The 15,760-nt window shown below is 69.5% G+C and carries 17 protein-coding genes, 2 tRNA genes and 1 pseudogene; 7 read left to right on the top strand and 13 right to left on the bottom strand.

The genetic code is table 11. The annotated features are described in order from the left end of the window. Window positions 1-30: 30 nt before the first annotated feature. The gene (locus tag ACZ4UB_RS15310; protein ID WP_468070509.1) at window positions 31-690 is read right to left on the bottom strand and encodes an SRPBCC family protein; all 660 of its coding nucleotides are present in this window, start codon (window positions 688-690) and stop codon (window positions 31-33) included. 153 nt (window positions 691-843) lie between these two features. Then, window positions 844-1,683, bottom strand: a complete 840-nt coding sequence (gene fdhD / locus ACZ4UB_RS15305) for a formate dehydrogenase accessory sulfurtransferase FdhD (protein ID WP_468070508.1) — start codon at window positions 1,681-1,683, stop codon at window positions 844-846. A 219-nt stretch (window positions 1,684-1,902) separates the two neighbouring features. Between fdhD and ACZ4UB_RS15300 the strand changes: the two genes are divergently transcribed. Both ACZ4UB_RS15300 and ACZ4UB_RS15295 read left to right on the top strand, forming a co-directional pair. Further along, window positions 1,903-2,844 carry a beta-ketoacyl-ACP synthase III gene (locus ACZ4UB_RS15300; RefSeq protein ID WP_468070507.1) on the top strand — a complete coding sequence of 314 codons (942 nt, stop codon included), beginning with the start codon at window positions 1,903-1,905 and terminating at the stop codon, window positions 2,842-2,844. 253 nt (window positions 2,845-3,097) lie between these two features. Next, a tRNA-Leu gene (locus tag ACZ4UB_RS15295) sits at window positions 3,098-3,185 on the top strand. Window positions 3,186-3,305: 120 nt separating this feature from the next. Here ACZ4UB_RS15295 and ACZ4UB_RS15290 read toward each other — a convergent pair. The 3 genes from ACZ4UB_RS15290 to ACZ4UB_RS15280 all read right to left on the bottom strand — a co-directional run bounded on the left by ACZ4UB_RS15290 (window position 3,306) and on the right by ACZ4UB_RS15280 (window position 4,601). Then, complete coding sequence (locus ACZ4UB_RS15290) at window positions 3,306-3,731, bottom strand: STAS domain-containing protein (RefSeq protein ID WP_468070506.1); 426 nt, start codon at window positions 3,729-3,731, stop codon at window positions 3,306-3,308. Window positions 3,732-3,798: 67 nt separating this feature from the next. Further along, on the bottom strand, window positions 3,799-4,161 hold the full coding sequence (locus ACZ4UB_RS15285; RefSeq protein ID WP_468070505.1) for a MarR family transcriptional regulator: 363 nt from the start codon (window positions 4,159-4,161) through the stop codon (window positions 3,799-3,801). Between the two features lie 83 nt (window positions 4,162-4,244). After that, on the bottom strand, window positions 4,245-4,601 hold the full coding sequence (locus ACZ4UB_RS15280) for a PRC-barrel domain-containing protein (protein WP_468070504.1): 357 nt from the start codon (window positions 4,599-4,601) through the stop codon (window positions 4,245-4,247). Between the two features lie 280 nt (window positions 4,602-4,881). Here ACZ4UB_RS15280 and ACZ4UB_RS15275 point away from each other — a divergent pair, with 280 nt between their 5' ends. Further along, window positions 4,882-5,934, top strand: a complete 1,053-nt coding sequence (locus ACZ4UB_RS15275; protein ID WP_468070503.1) for a glutathione S-transferase family protein — start codon at window positions 4,882-4,884, stop codon at window positions 5,932-5,934. Between the two features lie 83 nt (window positions 5,935-6,017). Next, complete coding sequence (locus tag ACZ4UB_RS15270; RefSeq protein ID WP_468070502.1) at window positions 6,018-6,686, top strand: HAD family hydrolase; 669 nt, start codon at window positions 6,018-6,020, stop codon at window positions 6,684-6,686. Window positions 6,687-6,742: 56 nt separating this feature from the next. On the opposite strand, the gene ACZ4UB_RS15265 is transcribed toward ACZ4UB_RS15270, so the two are convergent. Beyond that, complete coding sequence (locus ACZ4UB_RS15265) at window positions 6,743-8,035, bottom strand: McrC family protein (protein WP_468070501.1); 1,293 nt, start codon at window positions 8,033-8,035, stop codon at window positions 6,743-6,745. Beyond that, the gene (locus ACZ4UB_RS15260) at window positions 8,025-10,115 is read right to left on the bottom strand and encodes an McrB family protein (RefSeq protein ID WP_468070500.1); all 2,091 of its coding nucleotides are present in this window, start codon (window positions 10,113-10,115) and stop codon (window positions 8,025-8,027) included. The genes ACZ4UB_RS15265 and ACZ4UB_RS15260 overlap by 11 nt, the downstream gene beginning before the upstream one ends. A gap of 292 nt (window positions 10,116-10,407) precedes the next feature. Here ACZ4UB_RS15260 and ACZ4UB_RS15255 point away from each other — a divergent pair. After that, window positions 10,408-10,495: transfer RNA gene (locus tag ACZ4UB_RS15255), tRNA-Leu, on the top strand. 239 nt (window positions 10,496-10,734) lie between these two features. Here ACZ4UB_RS15255 and ACZ4UB_RS15250 read toward each other — a convergent pair. After that, window positions 10,735-10,866: pseudogene (locus tag ACZ4UB_RS15250) on the bottom strand (helix-turn-helix domain-containing protein); the annotation flags it as partial. A gap of 73 nt (window positions 10,867-10,939) precedes the next feature. Further along, entirely contained in the window at window positions 10,940-11,236 is a 297-nt protein-coding gene (locus ACZ4UB_RS15245) for a DUF998 domain-containing protein (protein ID WP_468070616.1), read from the bottom strand. Between the two features lie 70 nt (window positions 11,237-11,306). Between ACZ4UB_RS15245 and ACZ4UB_RS15240 the strand changes: the two genes are divergently transcribed. Next, on the top strand, window positions 11,307-11,687 hold the full coding sequence (locus ACZ4UB_RS15240; protein WP_468070499.1) for a hypothetical protein: 381 nt from the start codon (window positions 11,307-11,309) through the stop codon (window positions 11,685-11,687). 74 nt (window positions 11,688-11,761) lie between these two features. On the opposite strand, the gene ACZ4UB_RS15235 is transcribed toward ACZ4UB_RS15240, so the two are convergent. The 4 genes from ACZ4UB_RS15235 to ACZ4UB_RS15220 form a co-directional block, all read right to left on the bottom strand. After that, window positions 11,762-11,884: a hypothetical protein gene (locus ACZ4UB_RS15235; protein ID WP_468070498.1), complete on the bottom strand. Its 123-nt coding sequence runs from the start codon at window positions 11,882-11,884 to the stop codon at window positions 11,762-11,764. A 237-nt stretch (window positions 11,885-12,121) separates the two neighbouring features. Then, window positions 12,122-12,439 carry a hypothetical protein gene (locus ACZ4UB_RS15230; RefSeq protein ID WP_468070497.1) on the bottom strand — a complete coding sequence of 106 codons (318 nt, stop codon included), beginning with the start codon at window positions 12,437-12,439 and terminating at the stop codon, window positions 12,122-12,124. A 9-nt stretch (window positions 12,440-12,448) separates the two neighbouring features. Further along, window positions 12,449-12,922 (bottom strand): hypothetical protein, encoded by a 474-nt coding sequence (locus ACZ4UB_RS15225; protein ID WP_468070496.1) that lies wholly within the window; start codon window positions 12,920-12,922, stop codon window positions 12,449-12,451. A 373-nt stretch (window positions 12,923-13,295) separates the two neighbouring features. Beyond that, entirely contained in the window at window positions 13,296-13,547 is a 252-nt protein-coding gene (locus ACZ4UB_RS15220; protein WP_468070495.1) for a hypothetical protein, read from the bottom strand. Between the two features lie 521 nt (window positions 13,548-14,068). Between ACZ4UB_RS15220 and ACZ4UB_RS15215 the strand changes: the two genes are divergently transcribed. Next, window positions 14,069-15,634, top strand: a complete 1,566-nt coding sequence (locus ACZ4UB_RS15215; RefSeq protein ID WP_468070494.1) for an alpha-L-arabinofuranosidase B — start codon at window positions 14,069-14,071, stop codon at window positions 15,632-15,634. The last annotated feature ends 126 nt before the right edge of the window (window positions 15,635-15,760 follow it).

Genomic DNA, 15,760 nt, shown 5'->3' with positions numbered 1-15,760 from the left:
TCACACGCCGCGCTCGGCTCCGCTTCAGGCTCAGGCCCCGGCTCCGGCTTCAGCGGTGGCGCGGGCTTCGGCAGTGGCTTTGAGGTCCGCCAGCCACGCTTCGAGGCCCTGGCGGAGGAGGGCGGTCGCCGTGGGGACGTCGGCGTCGACCTGGGGGCCGGTATGGGTCTCCTCGGTGGTGACCCGGACCCCGCCACGGGTCGCGGTGAAGTTCCACACGTGCACGCCGTCGATGTGCAGTCCCTCGCCGACCGCCGGCCCCGTCCAGCGTATGCAGGAACGGGGGTTGAGCTGTTCGATCGTCGAGGTGATCTCCAGGCTCCTGGCCGGAGTCGGATTGGGGGGCACCGGAGTAGTCCACCGAAAGGCCGAGCCCTTGCGGAGGGGGCCGTGGTCGAGGCGCTCGGCAGCGGTCACGGGAGGCTGCCAGGCGGGCCAGCCCTCGACATCGGTCTGGAGCTTCCAGACCGTGCTCAGCGGTGCGTCGATGAGGATCTCGGCCCGGTGCCGCACGCGGGCGTCGGGGTCGACGCCGACCCCGCGGCAGGTCAGCGACGGGGCGGACCGGAGGTGGAGGTCGGACATGGGGGCAGCCTCGGCGGGGGCCACCGCGGTCCCGAGGAGGCCGATGGCGAGCGGCGCGGCTAACAGGGCGGCACGGATGCCGCGCTGGCGGCGGATACCGGACATGGAATTCCCCTCACTTAGTGGCTCAATCGATGGTTAGAGGATATAACTCGATCGCAGCGAAGGGCAATAGCTTGCGTGATACCTTCTAACTTTTCTGAATGAGGGTCCGCGGCGGTGGCCGGCCGTGGAGGTCCGCGGTGGTGGTCCGCGCCCCTATCGGGGCTCGGGCAGCAGGATCCGTTCCTCGCCCGCGTAGACGTTCATGTTCCGGCCGCGCAGGAAGCCGACCAGGGTGAGTCCCGACTCGACCGCGAGGTCCACGGCGAGCGAGGAGGGCGCGGAGACCGCGGCCAGCATCGGGATCCCGGCCATCACCGCCTTCTGCGCCAGTTCGAAGGAGGCCCGCCCCGACACCAGCAGCACCGACCCGGCCAGCGGCAGCAGACCCTCGCGCAGCGCCCGACCGACGATCTTGTCCACCGCGTTGTGGCGGCCCACGTCCTCGCGCACGTCGACCAGTTCGCCCGTCGCCGTGAACAGCCCGGCCGCGTGCAGCCCGCCGGTGCTGTCGAACACCTTCTGTGCGGCGCGGAGCCGGTCCGGCAGCTCCGTGACGAGGTCGGCCGCTATGCGCAGCGGGTCCGCGTCGAGGCCCGGGAAGCGGCTCGCCGTGCGCACCGCGTCCAGGCTGGCCTTGCCGCACAGCCCGCAGGACGACGTCGTGTAGACGTTCCGCTCCAGCGTGATGTCCGGTACCGCGACCCCGGCGGCCAGCTGGACGTTGACGATGTTGTAAGTGTTGCTGCCGTCCTCGGCCTGGCCCTCGCAGTAGGTCACCGCGCGGACGTCCGAGGTGTGCGCCAGTACCCCCTCGCTCACCAGGAAGCCCACCGCCAGCGCGAAGTCGTCCCCGGGAGTGCGCATGGTGATCGCCAGCGGCTTCCCGTTCAGCCGGATCTCCAGCGGTTCCTCGGCGACCAGGGTGTCCGGGCGCGTCCCGACCACCCCGTCCCGGATCCGGACGACGCGGCGACGCTCGGTGACCCGTCCCATGGTGATCAGCCCACCGTTCTCTCGTTCGCGCCGGTCCGGAGGCCGGCACCGGCCTGTCAGGCCCATTCTCCCGTATCGCTCCATACGCGTGCTCCGCAGGAAGATCCTCCGGAATCTCCAAATTCCGCCGCACGAACCTGTCGGGTCACGCGCCCTCGTACCGGTCAGTAGCAGGCGAAGCTGGGTGATCCTGACTGCCGTACGAGGGGGATCCTGCCCATGACCGGTTCACGCGTGGTGGCTCTGGGGCACTACCAGCCCGCGAAAGTGATCACCAACGAGGACCTCGCGGCCATGGTCGACACGAACGACGAGTGGATCCGCTCCCGGGTGGGGATCAACACCCGCCGCATGGCCGGTCCCGACGAGCCCGTGGACGAGCTGGCCTTCCAGGCCGCCGGCAAGGCCCTGGCGAGCGCGGGGCTGACCCCCGACGACATCGACCTCGTTCTCGTCGCGACCTCGACCGCGATCGACCGCTCGCCCAACATGGCGGCCCGCGTCGCCGCCAAGCTCGGCATGGGCGGCAACCCCGCCGTGATGGACATCAACGTCGTCTGCTCGGGCTTCACGCACGCGCTGGCCACCGCCGACCACGCCATCCGCGCCGGGTCCTCCACCCGCGCGCTGGTCATCGGCGCCGACAAGATGACCGAGATCACCGACTGGAGCGACCGCACCACCTGCGTGCTCACCGGTGACGGCGCGGGCGCCGCGGTCGTCGAGGCCTGCGAGGAGCCGGGCATCGGCCCCGTCCTGTGGGGCTCGGTACCGGAGATGGGCCACGCCGTCCGCATCGAGGGCAGCCCGCCGGTCTTCGCCCAGGAGGGCCAGTCCGTCTACCGCTGGGCCACGACCCAGCTGCCGCCGCTCGCGCGCAAGGCCTGCGAGCGCGCCGGGATCACCCCGGAGGACCTCGCCGGAGTCGTCCTGCACCAGGCGAACCTGCGCATCATCGAGCCGCTCGCCGCCAAGATCGGAGCCGTGAACGCGGTCGTCGCCCGCGACGTCGTCGACTCGGGCAACACCTCGGCCGGCAGCATTCCGATGGCCCTGTCCAAGCTGGTCGAGCGCGGCGAGATCCCCTCGGGCGCCCCCGTCCTGCTCTTCGGCTTCGGCGGCAACCTCTCCTACGCGGGCCAGGTCATCCGCTGCCCGTGACGCCTGGGACCCCCTGCCCGTGACCCTGCCCGTGACCCGCTGCCGTGACTCCGGCGGGTCCGTCGGGCGCACGGCGTGTCGCACTGCGCGTACCGGCAGCGCGACAGGCTGTGCACCCGACGGCGCCGCGCGGGCCCGGCGCCCGGTGTGACGCCCCGGCAGGCTGCTGACCACGGTTTATATGGGTGAAGAGCACTCCGAAGCTTTGCTATGGTTGTCCTTGTCGCCACGGGAGACCGCGGCCGACCACCTTGTCCGGGTGGCGGAATGGCAGACGCGCTAGCTTGAGGTGCTAGTGCCCTTTATCGGGCGTGGGGGTTCAAGTCCCCCCTCGGACACCAAGGTCAACTGACCACATGGAGCCGGTCGAAGCGACGGAACGTCGCTTCGACCGGCTCTGTCGTTGTGCGTCACACGTACGGCCCCCTGCGGTTCGCAGGGGGCCGTACGTGTCCCGTGGGTCAGACGGGAGCGGTGGCCGGGTGGGTGGGGGTGGTTCCGTCCGAGGGGGTGGGGCTCGTCAGGAGCTGCTGGATGCCCGTGAGCTGGAGCAAGTGGGCGACGGGTCGGCTGACGGCGGTCAGGACGAAGCTCTTGCCGGCCTCGGTGGCGAGCTTGTGCAGATCCAGCAGGACGTGAAGCCCCGAGCTGTCGCAGAAGGTGACGGCGGAGAGGTCGAGGTCGAGCCCCGCGCGGCTGGACGTCAGGGCGGTGAGGAGGTCTTCGCGCAGGCCGCGCGCGTCGTCCATGTCGATCTCGCCGCGCACCCGCGCGAGGACGCGTTGGGGGCCGGGTTCGAAGACCAATGCGATGGCCGAGGGGTGCAAGGTCTCGCAGGCGGTGTCCGCGGGAGTGGTGGCGGGTCGGCTGCCGGAGTGGTCGGTCATGGCCTCTCTCCCTTCAAAGCCATGTCGTGCGGGGTAGCGCGAGCGGTCCGACCGGAGGCGCTCGTGATCAGGTGCGTGGATTCGGTTCGTGGGGGCCGGCGCCGGAGTCGGGGGCCTTGGTCGGCTCGTCCGGCGGGTCGAGGTCGACCAGCAGCTTCAGCAGGCTCTGGATCTCGTGATGGCGCTCGGCCGGGTGCCGGAAGAACGTGCCCGACGCGACCGCGTAGTGGTTGCGCCGGCCGTTGCGGACCCGGCTGAGGTAGCCGGCGGTCTCCAGGTCGGTGACGATGGCCTGGGCGGCCCGTTCGGTCACTTCGCAGGCGGAGGCCAGGTCCCGTACGCGGATTTCCGGATCACGCATGATCATCGCGAGGATCCGGGCGTGGTGGGTGATGAACGTCCAGTTCGTCCGAGAATTGACCGGCGACATGTCTGAAATAGTACGACTTGCCCTTCAGGTTTCGCTAGACCTGAATCGCCATGCGGGAACCCGACGGCGTGCGGCTCGTCCGGTCACATGTGAGGCATGCCGTAGTACTTGGCGAACTGTTCGAGGTACCCGGTGTCCCGTGGCTGTTGCTCCCGTGTGAACTCGGGAGCGGCCTTGATCTGGTCCTTCGTGCGGTCGACGTGGACCGTTTCGCCGGGGCGGTCGATGCGCTGGATGGTGCTCGCGGGCAGGAGCACGTGCCTGCCGAAGATCCAGACGCCTGTGTCCACGACGATGTATCCGGCCCCCGCCTCGTCGGAATGCTCGTCGATCTTCCCGATGTGTCCGTCGGTCGCCTCGACCTTGAAGCCGGTCAGATCGGCTCCCGGCTCATAGCCCGAACCGGCTCGGTAGTTCCAGATGGTGGTGTGCAGCGTCATGACCCGCCTCCCAAGACCGGCTGAACCAGGATGATGCGTACGGCGCCTACCCGCTCCGGCACCCGGCACTCGCCGGCCCGCCCGCCCGCCCCCGTACCGGGCCCCGCCCCCGTACCGGCCCGCTCCCGGACGCGCCGGCAGAACGCCGCCGATCCCTGGTCCGGCACGCTTGTCCGGCTCTTCCTCGGGTACACGCGCGGTGACTCCAGCTGCTCCAGCGGCACCACCTGGGAACACCACCGGGGCCGGCGGGCAACGCTCATGCCCCGAAGGAGTGATCATGGGCAACGCGCACTACGGAACGCGGACCTTCGTCCGTTCCGACGCCTTCTTCGCGGACCGGATCACGGCGGACGGAAGGGACGGCTGGCCCGTCGAGGCCGGCCGCTACCGGTTGGTGGTGAGCCGTGCCTGCCCGTGGGCGAGCCGCGCGCTCGTCGTCCGCAGGCTGCTGGGCCTGGAGGACGCCCTGTCGCTGGCCGTGGCGGACCCGATCCAGGACGACCGCAGCTGGCGGTTCACCCTGGACCCCGGGGGACGGGATCCCGTACTCGGCATCCGCTACCTCAGCGAGGCCTACGACGCCCGCGCGCGGGACTGTCCCGGCGGTGTCAGCGTCCCCGCGATCGTGGACATCCCGAGCGGCAGGCTGGTGACCAACGACTTCCAGCGCATCACCCTAGATCTCGCGACCGAGTGGCGCGCCGTGCACCGTGCCGGCGCCCCCGACCTCTATCCGGAGCCGCTGCGCGAGGAGATCGACGACGTGATGGAGGGCATCTACCGGGACGTCAACAACGGGGTGTACCGGGCCGGTTTCGCCACGGAGCAGAGTGCGTACGAGGAGGCCTACGCGACGCTGTTCAGGCGCCTGGACCAGGTGTCCCGGAGGCTGGCGGACCGCCGCTACCTCGTGGGGGACCACATCACCGAGGCGGACGTCAGGCTGTTCACGACCCTGGTGCGCTTCGACGCCGTCTACCACGGCCACTTCAAGTGCAACAGGTCGAAGCTGTCCGAGGACCCGGTGCTGTGGGCGTACGCCCGGGACCTGTACCAGACGCCCGGGTTCGGCGACACGGTCGACTTCGACCACATCAAGCGCCACTACTACCAGGTGCACAGCGGCATCAACCCGACCGGCATCGTAGCGGCGGGGCCCGATCCGTCCGGCTGGCGGACCCCGCACCACCGCGAGGGCCTGGGCGGCAAGCCCTTCGGGGACACCGGGACCCCGCCCGGGCCCGCACCCGCCGGCGAGGGGGTCGCAGAGCCCGCCCCTGCCACTGCCCGCGCGCACCGTGGGGCCGGGGGCACCGCGGAGGGGAGCTGACAGCGCGTGGAACCCCCGAAGGTCCGCCCGCTGGGCCGAGGACGCACTACTGCCCGCACCGCGCGGGCCGAGAGGAGAAGTCCATGAACCGCGCTGCCCTCTTCGACGTCGACGGCACCCTCACCGATACCAACCACCTCCACATCACCTCCTGGTGGGAGGCGCTGCGCCAGGCCGGTCATCACGTCCCCATGCACGCGGTCCACCGCGCGATCGGCCTGCCCGGCGAGGACCTCCTCGACCACCTCCTCGGCGAGGACCGCGACCGCTCCGGCGACGACCGGCTCAGCGCGGGCCACGACACCCTCTACGCCACCTACTTCGACCGCATCCAGGCCTTCGACCAGGCGGCCGACCTGCTGCGCGCACTCGCGGGGGAGGGGTGGGAGGTGCTGCTGGTCACCTCGGCCAAGGACGACGAACTCGAAGCCCTGCGACAAGCCATCGGCGCGGACGAAGCCATCGGCGACACCGCGACCTCCGACGACGTCGAACAGGGCAAACCGGCGCCCGACCCCGTCCGGCACGCCCTCCGACTGGCCGGGGTGCCGCCGGAGCGCGCGGTGTTCGTCGGTGACTCGGTCTGGGACATGAAGGCCGCCGCCCGAGCGGGCGTGGCGCCCGTCGGCCTGCTCTGCGGAGGGATCGCGCGCACGGACCTGGAGGAAGCGGGAGCCCTCGCCGTCCACCACGACCCGGCCGACCTACTGGCGCACCTCGACACCAGCGCGTTCTCCCGCGTGGCGAAGTGATGCGGTCGGCGTCGTAGAGACCTCCCCCTCGCGCAGCCGTTCCCACTGCCGGGTGTTCAGGGCCGCCCGGCGGTCTCGACGAAATCGGCGATCACCCTCCGCAAGGGGAGGCCGGCCACTGCCGGGTCGAGTCCGGTGTCGATCCCGAGCACCTCGATCACTCCGAGCAGTCCGCGCGGTCCCCGCACGTGCAGCGTGCGGTGGACGGCTCCGTCGACGCTCGGGTGCACCAGCAACACGGACGGCGCGTGGGTCGGCGAGTACCCGGCGGCGTAGGTCAGGAGCTGGTGCCGGTCCGCCGCGCTCACATTCTCCCGGGCGTGCATCTTGTACTTGGCATCCACCGGCAGGAGGTGACCATGCGGCGGCCCGAACCGGATGAGGGCGTCCGGTGCGAAGGCGCGGTTACGGTCCCGCAACTGGCCGGTCGTGACGATGCCGTCGTCTCCCGTAGCGGGGACGAGGGAGCCGCCGCAGGGGCCGGACGCGTCCCGCGCCATCCGGCGCACGACGCCCTCCCAGAGCGCTTCCATGTCGACGAGCAGGCTGTCCGCGCGGTGTCCCCGGTCCACCAGGAGATCGGCCACGCCGCCGCTGCCGCCCAGGACCAGTCGCGCCCAGGCGTGGGCGGCCCGGTACCGTGCGTTCAGCCGGGTGTAGCGGGCGCGGGCGAGCATCTTGACGGCCGTTTCGGGCAGTCGGGGCCGGGGGAACCGCCGGGCCAGGTCCTCGATCGCCCGGGCCAGTACCGGGTTCGCGGCCCGCGGGACGGCGGATGCGAGGGCGGCGCCGCACACCAGGTTCTCCCAGGTCTCCACCTCCCGCTCGAAGGTCCTGACGTGCAAGCGGTCCACGGCACCGAAGCGGCGCGTCGCCTGCGCCCGGACGTCCAGGCGGCCGCGCAGCGTCGGGGCGAGCAGGTCCGTACGGACGTAGTCCCGCCGAAGACCTTCGTGGAACAGGGTCTCGCACTCGGCCAGCAGCGCCGGCAACACCGGATCCGCGTAACCGTCGCTGCTCGTCAGCCACTTCCGCGCGGTCGCCTCGTGCGGCAGCGGGACGCCCTGGGCGTAACAGAGCCAGGAGATCAGCCGCGACCCGGGGATCGCGAACTTCGGTTCGAGCACGAGTCTTACCCGATCGAGGGGGAGCAGACCCACCGTCGACCCTGCCTTGAGGGTCCACCCGCTCGCGTTCTCCCGCAGGGTGGGGGGCTTCTTCGCCTTGATGCCGAGCAGCCGATGACGATCGGCCTCGCTGAGCTGCTCGCTGCCGAGCCGAACCGTGTCGTATTCGCCCAGGCGGATCACCGGCGGCCGGGTGGTGGCCCGGCGCGCTTCACCGGTCATGGTCAGACGATTCGGTGAGGAATTCCGCGGCCAATCCGGCCGCGAGGTCCTGCGGGTTCATCCGGGCGATGCGCCCCGAGTCGGGATCCACGATCGCGCCGAGGATGGTGCGAAGCAGCTCCGTGCGCCCCAGGCAGTGGTCTTCCACGAGCGGGACGATGTCGTGGTAGAAGGTGTCGGCGAATTCCTCCTCCGTGGTCAGAGGGTTGTTGTCGCGCAGCAGGTAGGCGTGACCCACCCGGTGATCGGGGCCCAGTTCACGGCTGATCCGGGCGTTGAGTCCTTCGAAGAAGACGGCGAGGTCGAGCGGCCCGGCAGCGCCCGCGACCACGTCGGAGTCGGGGGCGACCTCGACGAAGCCGAAGCGGCGCCGAACGGCGGCGTCCATGTGCCCCACGCTGCGGTCGGCGGTGTTCATCGTGCCGATGATCCGGACGTTCGGCGGCACGTGGAACTGCTGCCCGTTGGTCGGCAGGGTGACCGGGACGCCCCGCTTGTCCATCTCCAGCAGCGTGACGAGCTCGCCCAGGATGCGGGGGAGATCGCCGCGGTTGATCTCGTCGACGATCAGGAGAAAGGTGCGGTCCGGCGCCAGGGCGGCGGCCTTGCAGATGCGCAGGAACAGGCCGTCCTGAAGCTGGAGGTTGAGCCCTGCTCCGTCGGAGGCGAGGTCGGGTTTGAACCCTTGGACGAAGTCCTCGTAGCCGTAGGACGGGTGGAAGGTCACCATGCTCACCGCTGACACGTGACCGTCGGCGGCCGTCGTCCCGGCCGGAGCGGTGAGCAGCGCGCTGACCGCGGCCGACCGCTCCCGCGCGGGTGCGCCGATCGCTTCGGCCCGTCCCGCGAGCGCGAGCGCCACGCTCAGGGCGAGCCGGGTCTTCCCGGTCCCGGGCGGGCCGTGCAGGATGACCTGACCCCGGTGCTCCAGCGCACCCACCACCCGCAGTACCTCTCCGGGCCACTCCGCCGGGTCCGGTCCGGCCGGCCCACCCGGTCCGTCCGGGCCACCCGAGTGCACGTCATCGGTGGTGGCGCGGGACCACCCGTCCCGGATCTGGCGCATGAGCGTCTGGGGAACCCTGGCGAAGGTCTGCTGCCAGGCGTTCTGCGGTTCCTCGAGGACCTGTGCGTACGAGAGGTCCCACGTCACCGGGAGGACGTGCGGGTGCTCACGCGTCGGGTCGAAGTAGTAGACGTCCTTCTTCACCGTTCCCAGGCCGAGCACCTCGGACTTGCCGCGGTTGGCCACGATCAGGTCGCCCGGCTCCAGATCGCGGAAGGTGAGCAATTGGCGTGCGAGTCGTAAGTGCCCCCCGGTCGTCATGGGCCAGTGGGCGTCCAGGGCGTTCTTCAGTTCGGTATCGCTCTCGTACTGCCCGAGGTCGCCCACCTCGCCCCAGCCGACACAGATGAGCTCCTGCTCCCGGCACTCCTCCCAGAGGCGACCGCGCTCTCCCGGGGAGATCTTCCAGACGTCACGTCGCGGGGGGCTCGGGGGGAACTCCTCGTACAGGAAGAACATGACCTCCTGCGGGTCCCACCCCTCGAACTCGGGCCTCGCGCGCACCATCCGCAGCAGTTCGCGGTTGGCCCGCCACGTCCGGACACCGCCGTACGTCCGGTAGGAGGATCCGCCGAGCAGCTCGGTGAAGTGCCGGACGTGGGCGGCCGAGAAGATGGGCATGAAGTGCTGGGGAAAGTAGATCGCGAGCGACTTCGTCACCAGGGCCTGGCCGTAGGTGAGCGTCTCCAGCTCGTCGATGACGTCGAAGTCGCGGCTCTCCGCGCCGGCGAAGGCCATGATGAATTCGGTGCGGACCTGTTCCCAGGCGGCTTCGGGCTCCCACTTCTTCAGGGGGGCCGCGCGGCGCCATTCGCCGCTGCGGTGGCGGTAGATGATGTGTTTGGCGGCGCTTCCGCCCCGGATGCTGCCGATCGCGTCGGTGCCGAACTCCAGCAGTCGGCAGTACGTCGGGGGACCGTCGTCGCCCCCCCCCGGTGCCGAGTGCGTACTCCTCCAACGACATGGCCGGCCAGCTCTCCAGCGGGAACTGGTCCACCACCCTCCGGCGGGCATGCCGGGCGTCCTCCACCGCGGAGGCCCACGACGACCGGTCGAACGTCGCTGCCGCCTGCACGAGCTCAGCTTCTGTCACCATGACGGAATGATCGCGCACGGGGCTGACAAGCACGGGCGCCCCGGACCGGTCCGTTCCGGCGGCAGGCCGGGATCGCGTCGGCCGCGGTGGACGGGCGGGGGCGCGTCTGCGGCGGGAGCCGGATCCGTCGTCGAAATACCTGGTCAGCGGAGCTGTGAGCCCTTGGTAGAGTTGCCCTTGTCGCCGCGGGAGACCGCGGCCGACCACCTTGTCCGGGTGGCGGAATGGCAGACGCGCTAGCTTGAGGTGCTAGTGCCCTTTATCGGGCGTGGGGGTTCAAGTCCCCCCTCGGACACCAGCTAAGACCCCACTTCATGTGGGGTTTTTTGCTTTACAGGGCTGTGGCGTGCACAACCGCGTGACCAACAGCCCGGAGACCCTGTCTCAGACCAGGGCGGCGAGACCGAGTCGGCCCGCACTGGACGCGGCCAGTCGCCGCGCTCCGTTCTTCCTACTGCGGCCGTACCGGGCGATCACGTAGCCCGGCGAGTGGTCCCCAGGTAACCCCACCTGTCTGAGGGCTGTCCCGTAAATGATCAGCGGAGCGAGCTGCCGCATCGTCACGTTCGTTCGCCAGTGAGCAGTCACGAGCAGACCTCGGTCCTCCAACGGAAGGCTCCACGGCCGGCGGCCTCCACGGGCCGCGTCCGCGCCCTCGCGGCGCAGTGCGCTCAGGTGTGCAGAACGCGCACGGCGAGCAGCACCTGCCAGATCCAGCCGATCGTGAGTGAGACGCGTTGGATCAGCCCGCCCAGATCCACCCAGCGTTGATCCTGGCTGAACGCGGCGCTGGACCACTCACCGGATCCGTGCGGCAGGCACCTGCGCCCAGCAGACCGACCGCCCATACACCGATCGACAGTGCACCCCAGTGGGAAGGGCCCGTACGCCACAGGCCCACGGCGAAGACCAGCGACAGCAGGCCCGCGAAGAGGAAGTTGAGGATCTGCATCCACCCGGAGCGGCCGAAGGCAAGCGAACTGATGGGATGGCGGAAGGTCGTGCGATCTGGGCTGTTGCATCTCGGCCCGGTCGTCATCTTGGCCACGGTGCTTTCACCTGTTGGGTGACGCATCCATCCGGCGTGTCACAGCTGGCAGGCTGTGTTCATGGACATGGAGGCGCTCAGCGCGGATGACTACGAGTCGGCGCACCGGGCAAGCCGAGGTTTGGCGGCGCGGTACGGGATGGTGACGCTCAACGCCATGATGGAGGCGTGGGAGGCGTTGGTGGAGGATGCCGAAGAGGGGTTCGACGCCGAACTCATCTGGGAGTACGCGGACAGGCTTCGCTGCCGTCGCTGGCTCGCGGAGGCATGGCCCGTGTTCACCGACAGGATTCGGGCCGCGCGGCAAGCGGAGCTCGACGCCCTGGACGCCCGCTTCCGACTGGCTACCGTGCCCCTGAACGGCCAGGCAGACGATGCGCGATGGCACTCCCGGCGACCGCGGCCGATCGAGGGTGACAATTTGCTGGAACTGCCTGGATGATCGGCGTGCTGTACCGGGGTGGAGGAGTCGGCGGTGGGCGACACCTGCACCTGGATCGGGGCCGGGGCCGGTATCTACTGGGCGCGGCCCGTGGTCGCGTCTTCCTGGGAGTCCTCGTCGTCCTCCTGGACGTTGGGTACGAAAACCTCCACACGCTCGTCGAACGCCACGCCGACGCTGTCGTCCCGTCGCGTCACTTGCGGAGGATCTGGGATCTCGCTCGCCATGTCTGCCCTCTCGCCGGTTGGCCGTATGTCAACGCGCGGGCATCGTCCCATGACGGTCCGTCACACCACAATGCCCCTTGACAAGATCGAAGGTGCCCCCCATGCCCCGAAGGCCCCGCCCCCTTTTCGAGGTCTCCGGGTGTTCCTAGCTGACCACTGGTGGCCGCCGTGAGGCTCACCGACACGAGGCCAGACCTGCCTATCTGACTACTCCTCGGTCTTTTGGGTGATCACGCGGTCAAGCATGGGCGAGAGCTTCCGCGCCCGTGAGCGGGGCGAGGGTGTGGCCGTGTCGGTGACGGCCGTGAGCTCACCCGATGTCACCAGAGCAAACGCACGGGCAAGGGTTTCAAGTCCCTCGGATGCTTGTCCGACCCGCTGGTCGGCAAGGAATGCGGCCTCGCGCCCAATGGCCTCTACGAGTCGTTCGCGGGCCACGGAGACGGTGGGTGATTCCGTCGTGGTGGTCTGCGCGGGGCTAGTGTCCAAGTCGTCTACCTCGGGCGTTACTTCGTTCTCAGACATGCGTGATCCTCATCCCTGCGTCGGCGGCTGGGCGGTCTTGCTGATGGAAGCTGACACGCCTCCGGCGACGAAGTCTTTGGCGAACGCGACCGGGTCCGCCAAGGCCCTTCCGCTGATTGCCGGATGGGCAGTCGCCGGCGAGGCGGCCAGCGCCGTGGCAGAACCGGCCACCAGGGCGAAGGCGCGGGCAAGGGACTCAAGTCCTGCGGATGCCTGTCCGGCGCGCTGGTCGGCAAGGAATGCGGCCTCGCGCCCGATGGCTTCTACGAGCCGTTCGCGGGCAACGGCGACGGTGGGCGACTCCTGGGCCTGGACCTGCGACGGAATCGCACCCAAGTCGGTCTCCACGATGCTGGTCGCGTCTTCTTGGATGGTGGCCGAGGCTGAGCGAACCCTCCCGATGGTAACGTCAGGTTGCCCACCTGCGTTGAGGACGATCTGGCGAAGCGGCTGTTCCATAGCGCTGTTCTCTTCGGTAGGCATATCCGAATCCTCTTCCCTGGTCGGCCCGTTGCCGCCCTGGTCAGAGCGTCGCAGGACGCAGCGTTACCGATCAATGACTCTCGGCGGAACGGCCGGTAATCAACACGGTGGCGCGAAAGTCGCGGCAGGGAGTCCGCCCACGTTTCGGGGCCTACCCCGCGCCACTCGAAGAGGGCTTCGTCCGTGAGGTGGACGGCATCCGGGTCTGGGTGGCCGGCCTCCCGCAGGAACTCGGCCACGGGACCTTCGGCCCAGCCGGCCCCACCAACGGATGCGCTGGGCAGTTCCTCCGGCGCACTCGGCGCACTCGGGGCACCGGCGGCGGCCGAGCTTGCACATGCGGCCTTGCTCGTAGTCGAACCCGCAGCAGCAGTCACACCATCTCGATGTTGCAGGTCGCCACAGCATCCCTGACGGTCACGTGCCACCCAGCGTTGTGCGTGTCGGGCTTGGGCTCACCCCGGAGGAAGGTGGCGAGGCTCTGAACCTCTGCGGGCATGGTGTAGGTCGGGTAGTCCTGTACGGCGGTCGTGTCGGGCCGGTCGGTCGTGAAGATGTTGGCGCAGTCGCCGGAGTCGTACTCCGGGTCTTCTCCGGCAATCTTGGTCAGCTTCAGGTCGGCCACGTGATCCCCTCCCGTTGCGGTCGCCTGCAAGCTGCGGAGGGACGCGCCCCGGGGCAAGAGTGATCAGTGCGCTAGTCACGTTCTCGCATGGACCCGTTGGCCTGGTAGCCGGTTGGCCACGTGGCCAACGCACGACCAGCAGCGGTCCGGGACGGGCCGAAACGCATGGGGCGCATGATCAACCCCAGCCGTCAAGGAACGGCTCTACAGGGCCTGTTGTCCGGGCCTCGTTGTCTTGCGGAACGTGCTTCGGCCCCATCGCTGGTGCCGGGGGCCGGATCTGTGCGCCCGGGCGCCGTCGCCCTGCCTTCTCGTCGGGGTTGTAGTAGAGCGCAAGTATGTTTGCGTTAACAACATGTTGCGCGATCTGTTGACGGCGCCTCGGCCCGTGGCCATAGTGATGGCCGTTGCAGTGCTTTGAGGTGCAGGTTCCTTCGGCATGGCCAACCCTCCCTCTCGGCACAATTGTTAGCGCTAACAATCATCGAGTGTCGCACCCCCACCCCGTGAAGGAGCTCTTCATGCTCAAACCACCGTGGGTCCGCAGCGTCAGGAGCACGGTCCTCGCGGCCGGTGCCGCTGCCGTGCTCGCCGTCGGCCTGCTCACCGCCACGGCCACCACCTCGCAGGCCGCCACCCAGGGGCCGTGCGACATCTACGCCGCCGGCAACACGCCCTGTGTGGCGGCGCACAGCACCACCCGGGCGCTGTACGGGGCGTACAGCGGCCCGCTCTACCAGGTGAAGCGCGCCTCCGACAGTGCGACCAGGAACATCGGCCTGCTGAGCGCGGGCGGGTACGCCGACGCCGCCGCGCAGGACTCCTTCTGCGCCGACACCAGTTGCGTCATCACCGTCATCTACGACCAGTCTCCCAAGGGCAACAACCTCAGCCAGGCGCTCAAGGGCCAGTGGCCCGGGCCGGCCGCGGGCGGGAACGACAACCTGGCCAACGCCTTCGAGGCGCCGGTCACCGTCGGCGGCCACAAGGCGTACGGCGTCTACGTGGCCCCCGGGACCGGCTACCGGAACAACCACACGAACGGCATCGCGACCGGCGACCAGCCGGAGGGCATGTACGCGATCTTCGACGGCACGCACTTCAACGGCGGCTGCTGCTTCGACTACGGCAACGCCGAGACGACCGGCAACGACGACGGCAACGGCACCATGGAGGCCCTCTACTTCGGCGACAGCAAGGGCTGGGGCTGGGGCAGCGGCAACGGCCCCTGGGTCATGGCCGACCTGGAGAACGGCCTGTTCTCCGGGGTCAACCGCGGCTTCAACGACATCCCCTCCGTCAGCAACCGGTTCGTGACCGCCATGCTCAAGGGCGGCCCGAACCAGTGGGCCATCCGCGGCGGCGACGCTCAGGCGGGCAGCCTGTCCACCTACTACAACGGGGTGCGCCCCAACGACTCGGGCTACAACCCCATGAAGAAGCAGGGCGCGATCATCCTCGGCATCGGCGGCGACAACAGCAACGGCAGTGCCGGCACCTTCTACGAAGGCGTCATGACCTCCGGCTACCCCTCGGACGCCACCGAGAACGCCGTCCAGGCCAACATCACCGCCGCCGGCTACAACAGCGGCTCCACCAGCACCGGCACCCTGACCCCCGGCTCCCGAATCTCCCTGCGGGCCACCACCGGGCCCTGCTGCACCATGCACTACCTGCGCCACGACAGCGCCGACACCAAGGCCGTCATCTCCAGCACCAACTCCGCCAGCTCCGCCACCGACAAGGGCGACGCCACCTGGATCGTCCGGGCCGGCCTGGCCAACACCTCCTGCGTGTCCTTCGAGTCCGCCAACAAACCCGGCCAGTTCCTGCGCCACTTCAACTACCAGCTCTACCTGAACACCGACACCGGCGGTGGCTCGTTCGCGGCGGACGCCACCTTCTGTCCCACGTCGGGCAACAGTGGGACAGGAACATCCTTCAAGTCCGCCAACTTCCCGACGAAGTACCTCCGCCACTACGACTACACCGGCTACATCGCCGGCAACGGTGGCGCCAACGTCTGGGACGCTGCGGCCAGTTGGGCTGCCGACACCAGCTGGCTGGTCGCCCAGCCCTGGAGCTGACCAACCGGGGCACCACCCCCGTACCACCACCCCCGTACCACCACCCCCGTACCACCACCCCCGTACCACCACCCCCGTACCACCACCCCCGTACCACCACCCCCCGTGGCACCCCCGTACCGGCCC

The organism is Streptomyces sp. NPDC028419, from assembly GCF_055565515.1.
The sequence above is the reverse complement of the archived record's forward strand: the minus strand, read 5'-3'. Positions and strand labels throughout refer to the sequence as shown.

Excerpts from the sequence above, each read along its gene's own strand:
- ACZ4UB_RS15310 (WP_468070509.1), bottom strand. The coding sequence starts at position 690 with ATGTCCGGTATCCGCCGCCAGCGCGGCATCCGTGCCGCCCTGTTAGCC.
- fdhD (WP_468070508.1), bottom strand. The coding sequence starts at position 1,683 with ATGGGACGGGTCACCGAGCGTCGCCGCGTCGTCCGGATCCGGGACGGG.
- ACZ4UB_RS15300 (WP_468070507.1), top strand. The coding sequence starts at position 1,903 with ATGACCGGTTCACGCGTGGTGGCTCTGGGGCACTACCAGCCCGCGAAA.
- ACZ4UB_RS15290 (WP_468070506.1), bottom strand. The coding sequence starts at position 3,731 with ATGACCGACCACTCCGGCAGCCGACCCGCCACCACTCCCGCGGACACC.
- ACZ4UB_RS15285 (WP_468070505.1), bottom strand. The coding sequence starts at position 4,161 with ATGTCGCCGGTCAATTCTCGGACGAACTGGACGTTCATCACCCACCAC.
- ACZ4UB_RS15280 (WP_468070504.1), bottom strand. The coding sequence starts at position 4,601 with ATGACGCTGCACACCACCATCTGGAACTACCGAGCCGGTTCGGGCTAT.
- ACZ4UB_RS15275 (WP_468070503.1), top strand. The coding sequence starts at position 4,882 with ATGGGCAACGCGCACTACGGAACGCGGACCTTCGTCCGTTCCGACGCC.
- ACZ4UB_RS15270 (WP_468070502.1), top strand. The coding sequence starts at position 6,018 with ATGAACCGCGCTGCCCTCTTCGACGTCGACGGCACCCTCACCGATACC.
- ACZ4UB_RS15265 (WP_468070501.1), bottom strand. The coding sequence starts at position 8,035 with ATGACCGGTGAAGCGCGCCGGGCCACCACCCGGCCGCCGGTGATCCGC.
- ACZ4UB_RS15260 (WP_468070500.1), bottom strand. The coding sequence starts at position 10,115 with ATGCCCGCCGGAGGGTGGTGGACCAGTTCCCGCTGGAGAGCTGGCCGG.
- ACZ4UB_RS15245 (WP_468070616.1), bottom strand. The coding sequence starts at position 11,236 with ATGACGACCGGGCCGAGATGCAACAGCCCAGATCGCACGACCTTCCGC.
- ACZ4UB_RS15240 (WP_468070499.1), top strand. The coding sequence starts at position 11,307 with ATGGACATGGAGGCGCTCAGCGCGGATGACTACGAGTCGGCGCACCGG.
- ACZ4UB_RS15230 (WP_468070497.1), bottom strand. The coding sequence starts at position 12,439 with ATGTCTGAGAACGAAGTAACGCCCGAGGTAGACGACTTGGACACTAGC.
- ACZ4UB_RS15225 (WP_468070496.1), bottom strand. The coding sequence starts at position 12,922 with ATGCCTACCGAAGAGAACAGCGCTATGGAACAGCCGCTTCGCCAGATC.
- ACZ4UB_RS15215 (WP_468070494.1), top strand. The coding sequence starts at position 14,069 with ATGCTCAAACCACCGTGGGTCCGCAGCGTCAGGAGCACGGTCCTCGCG.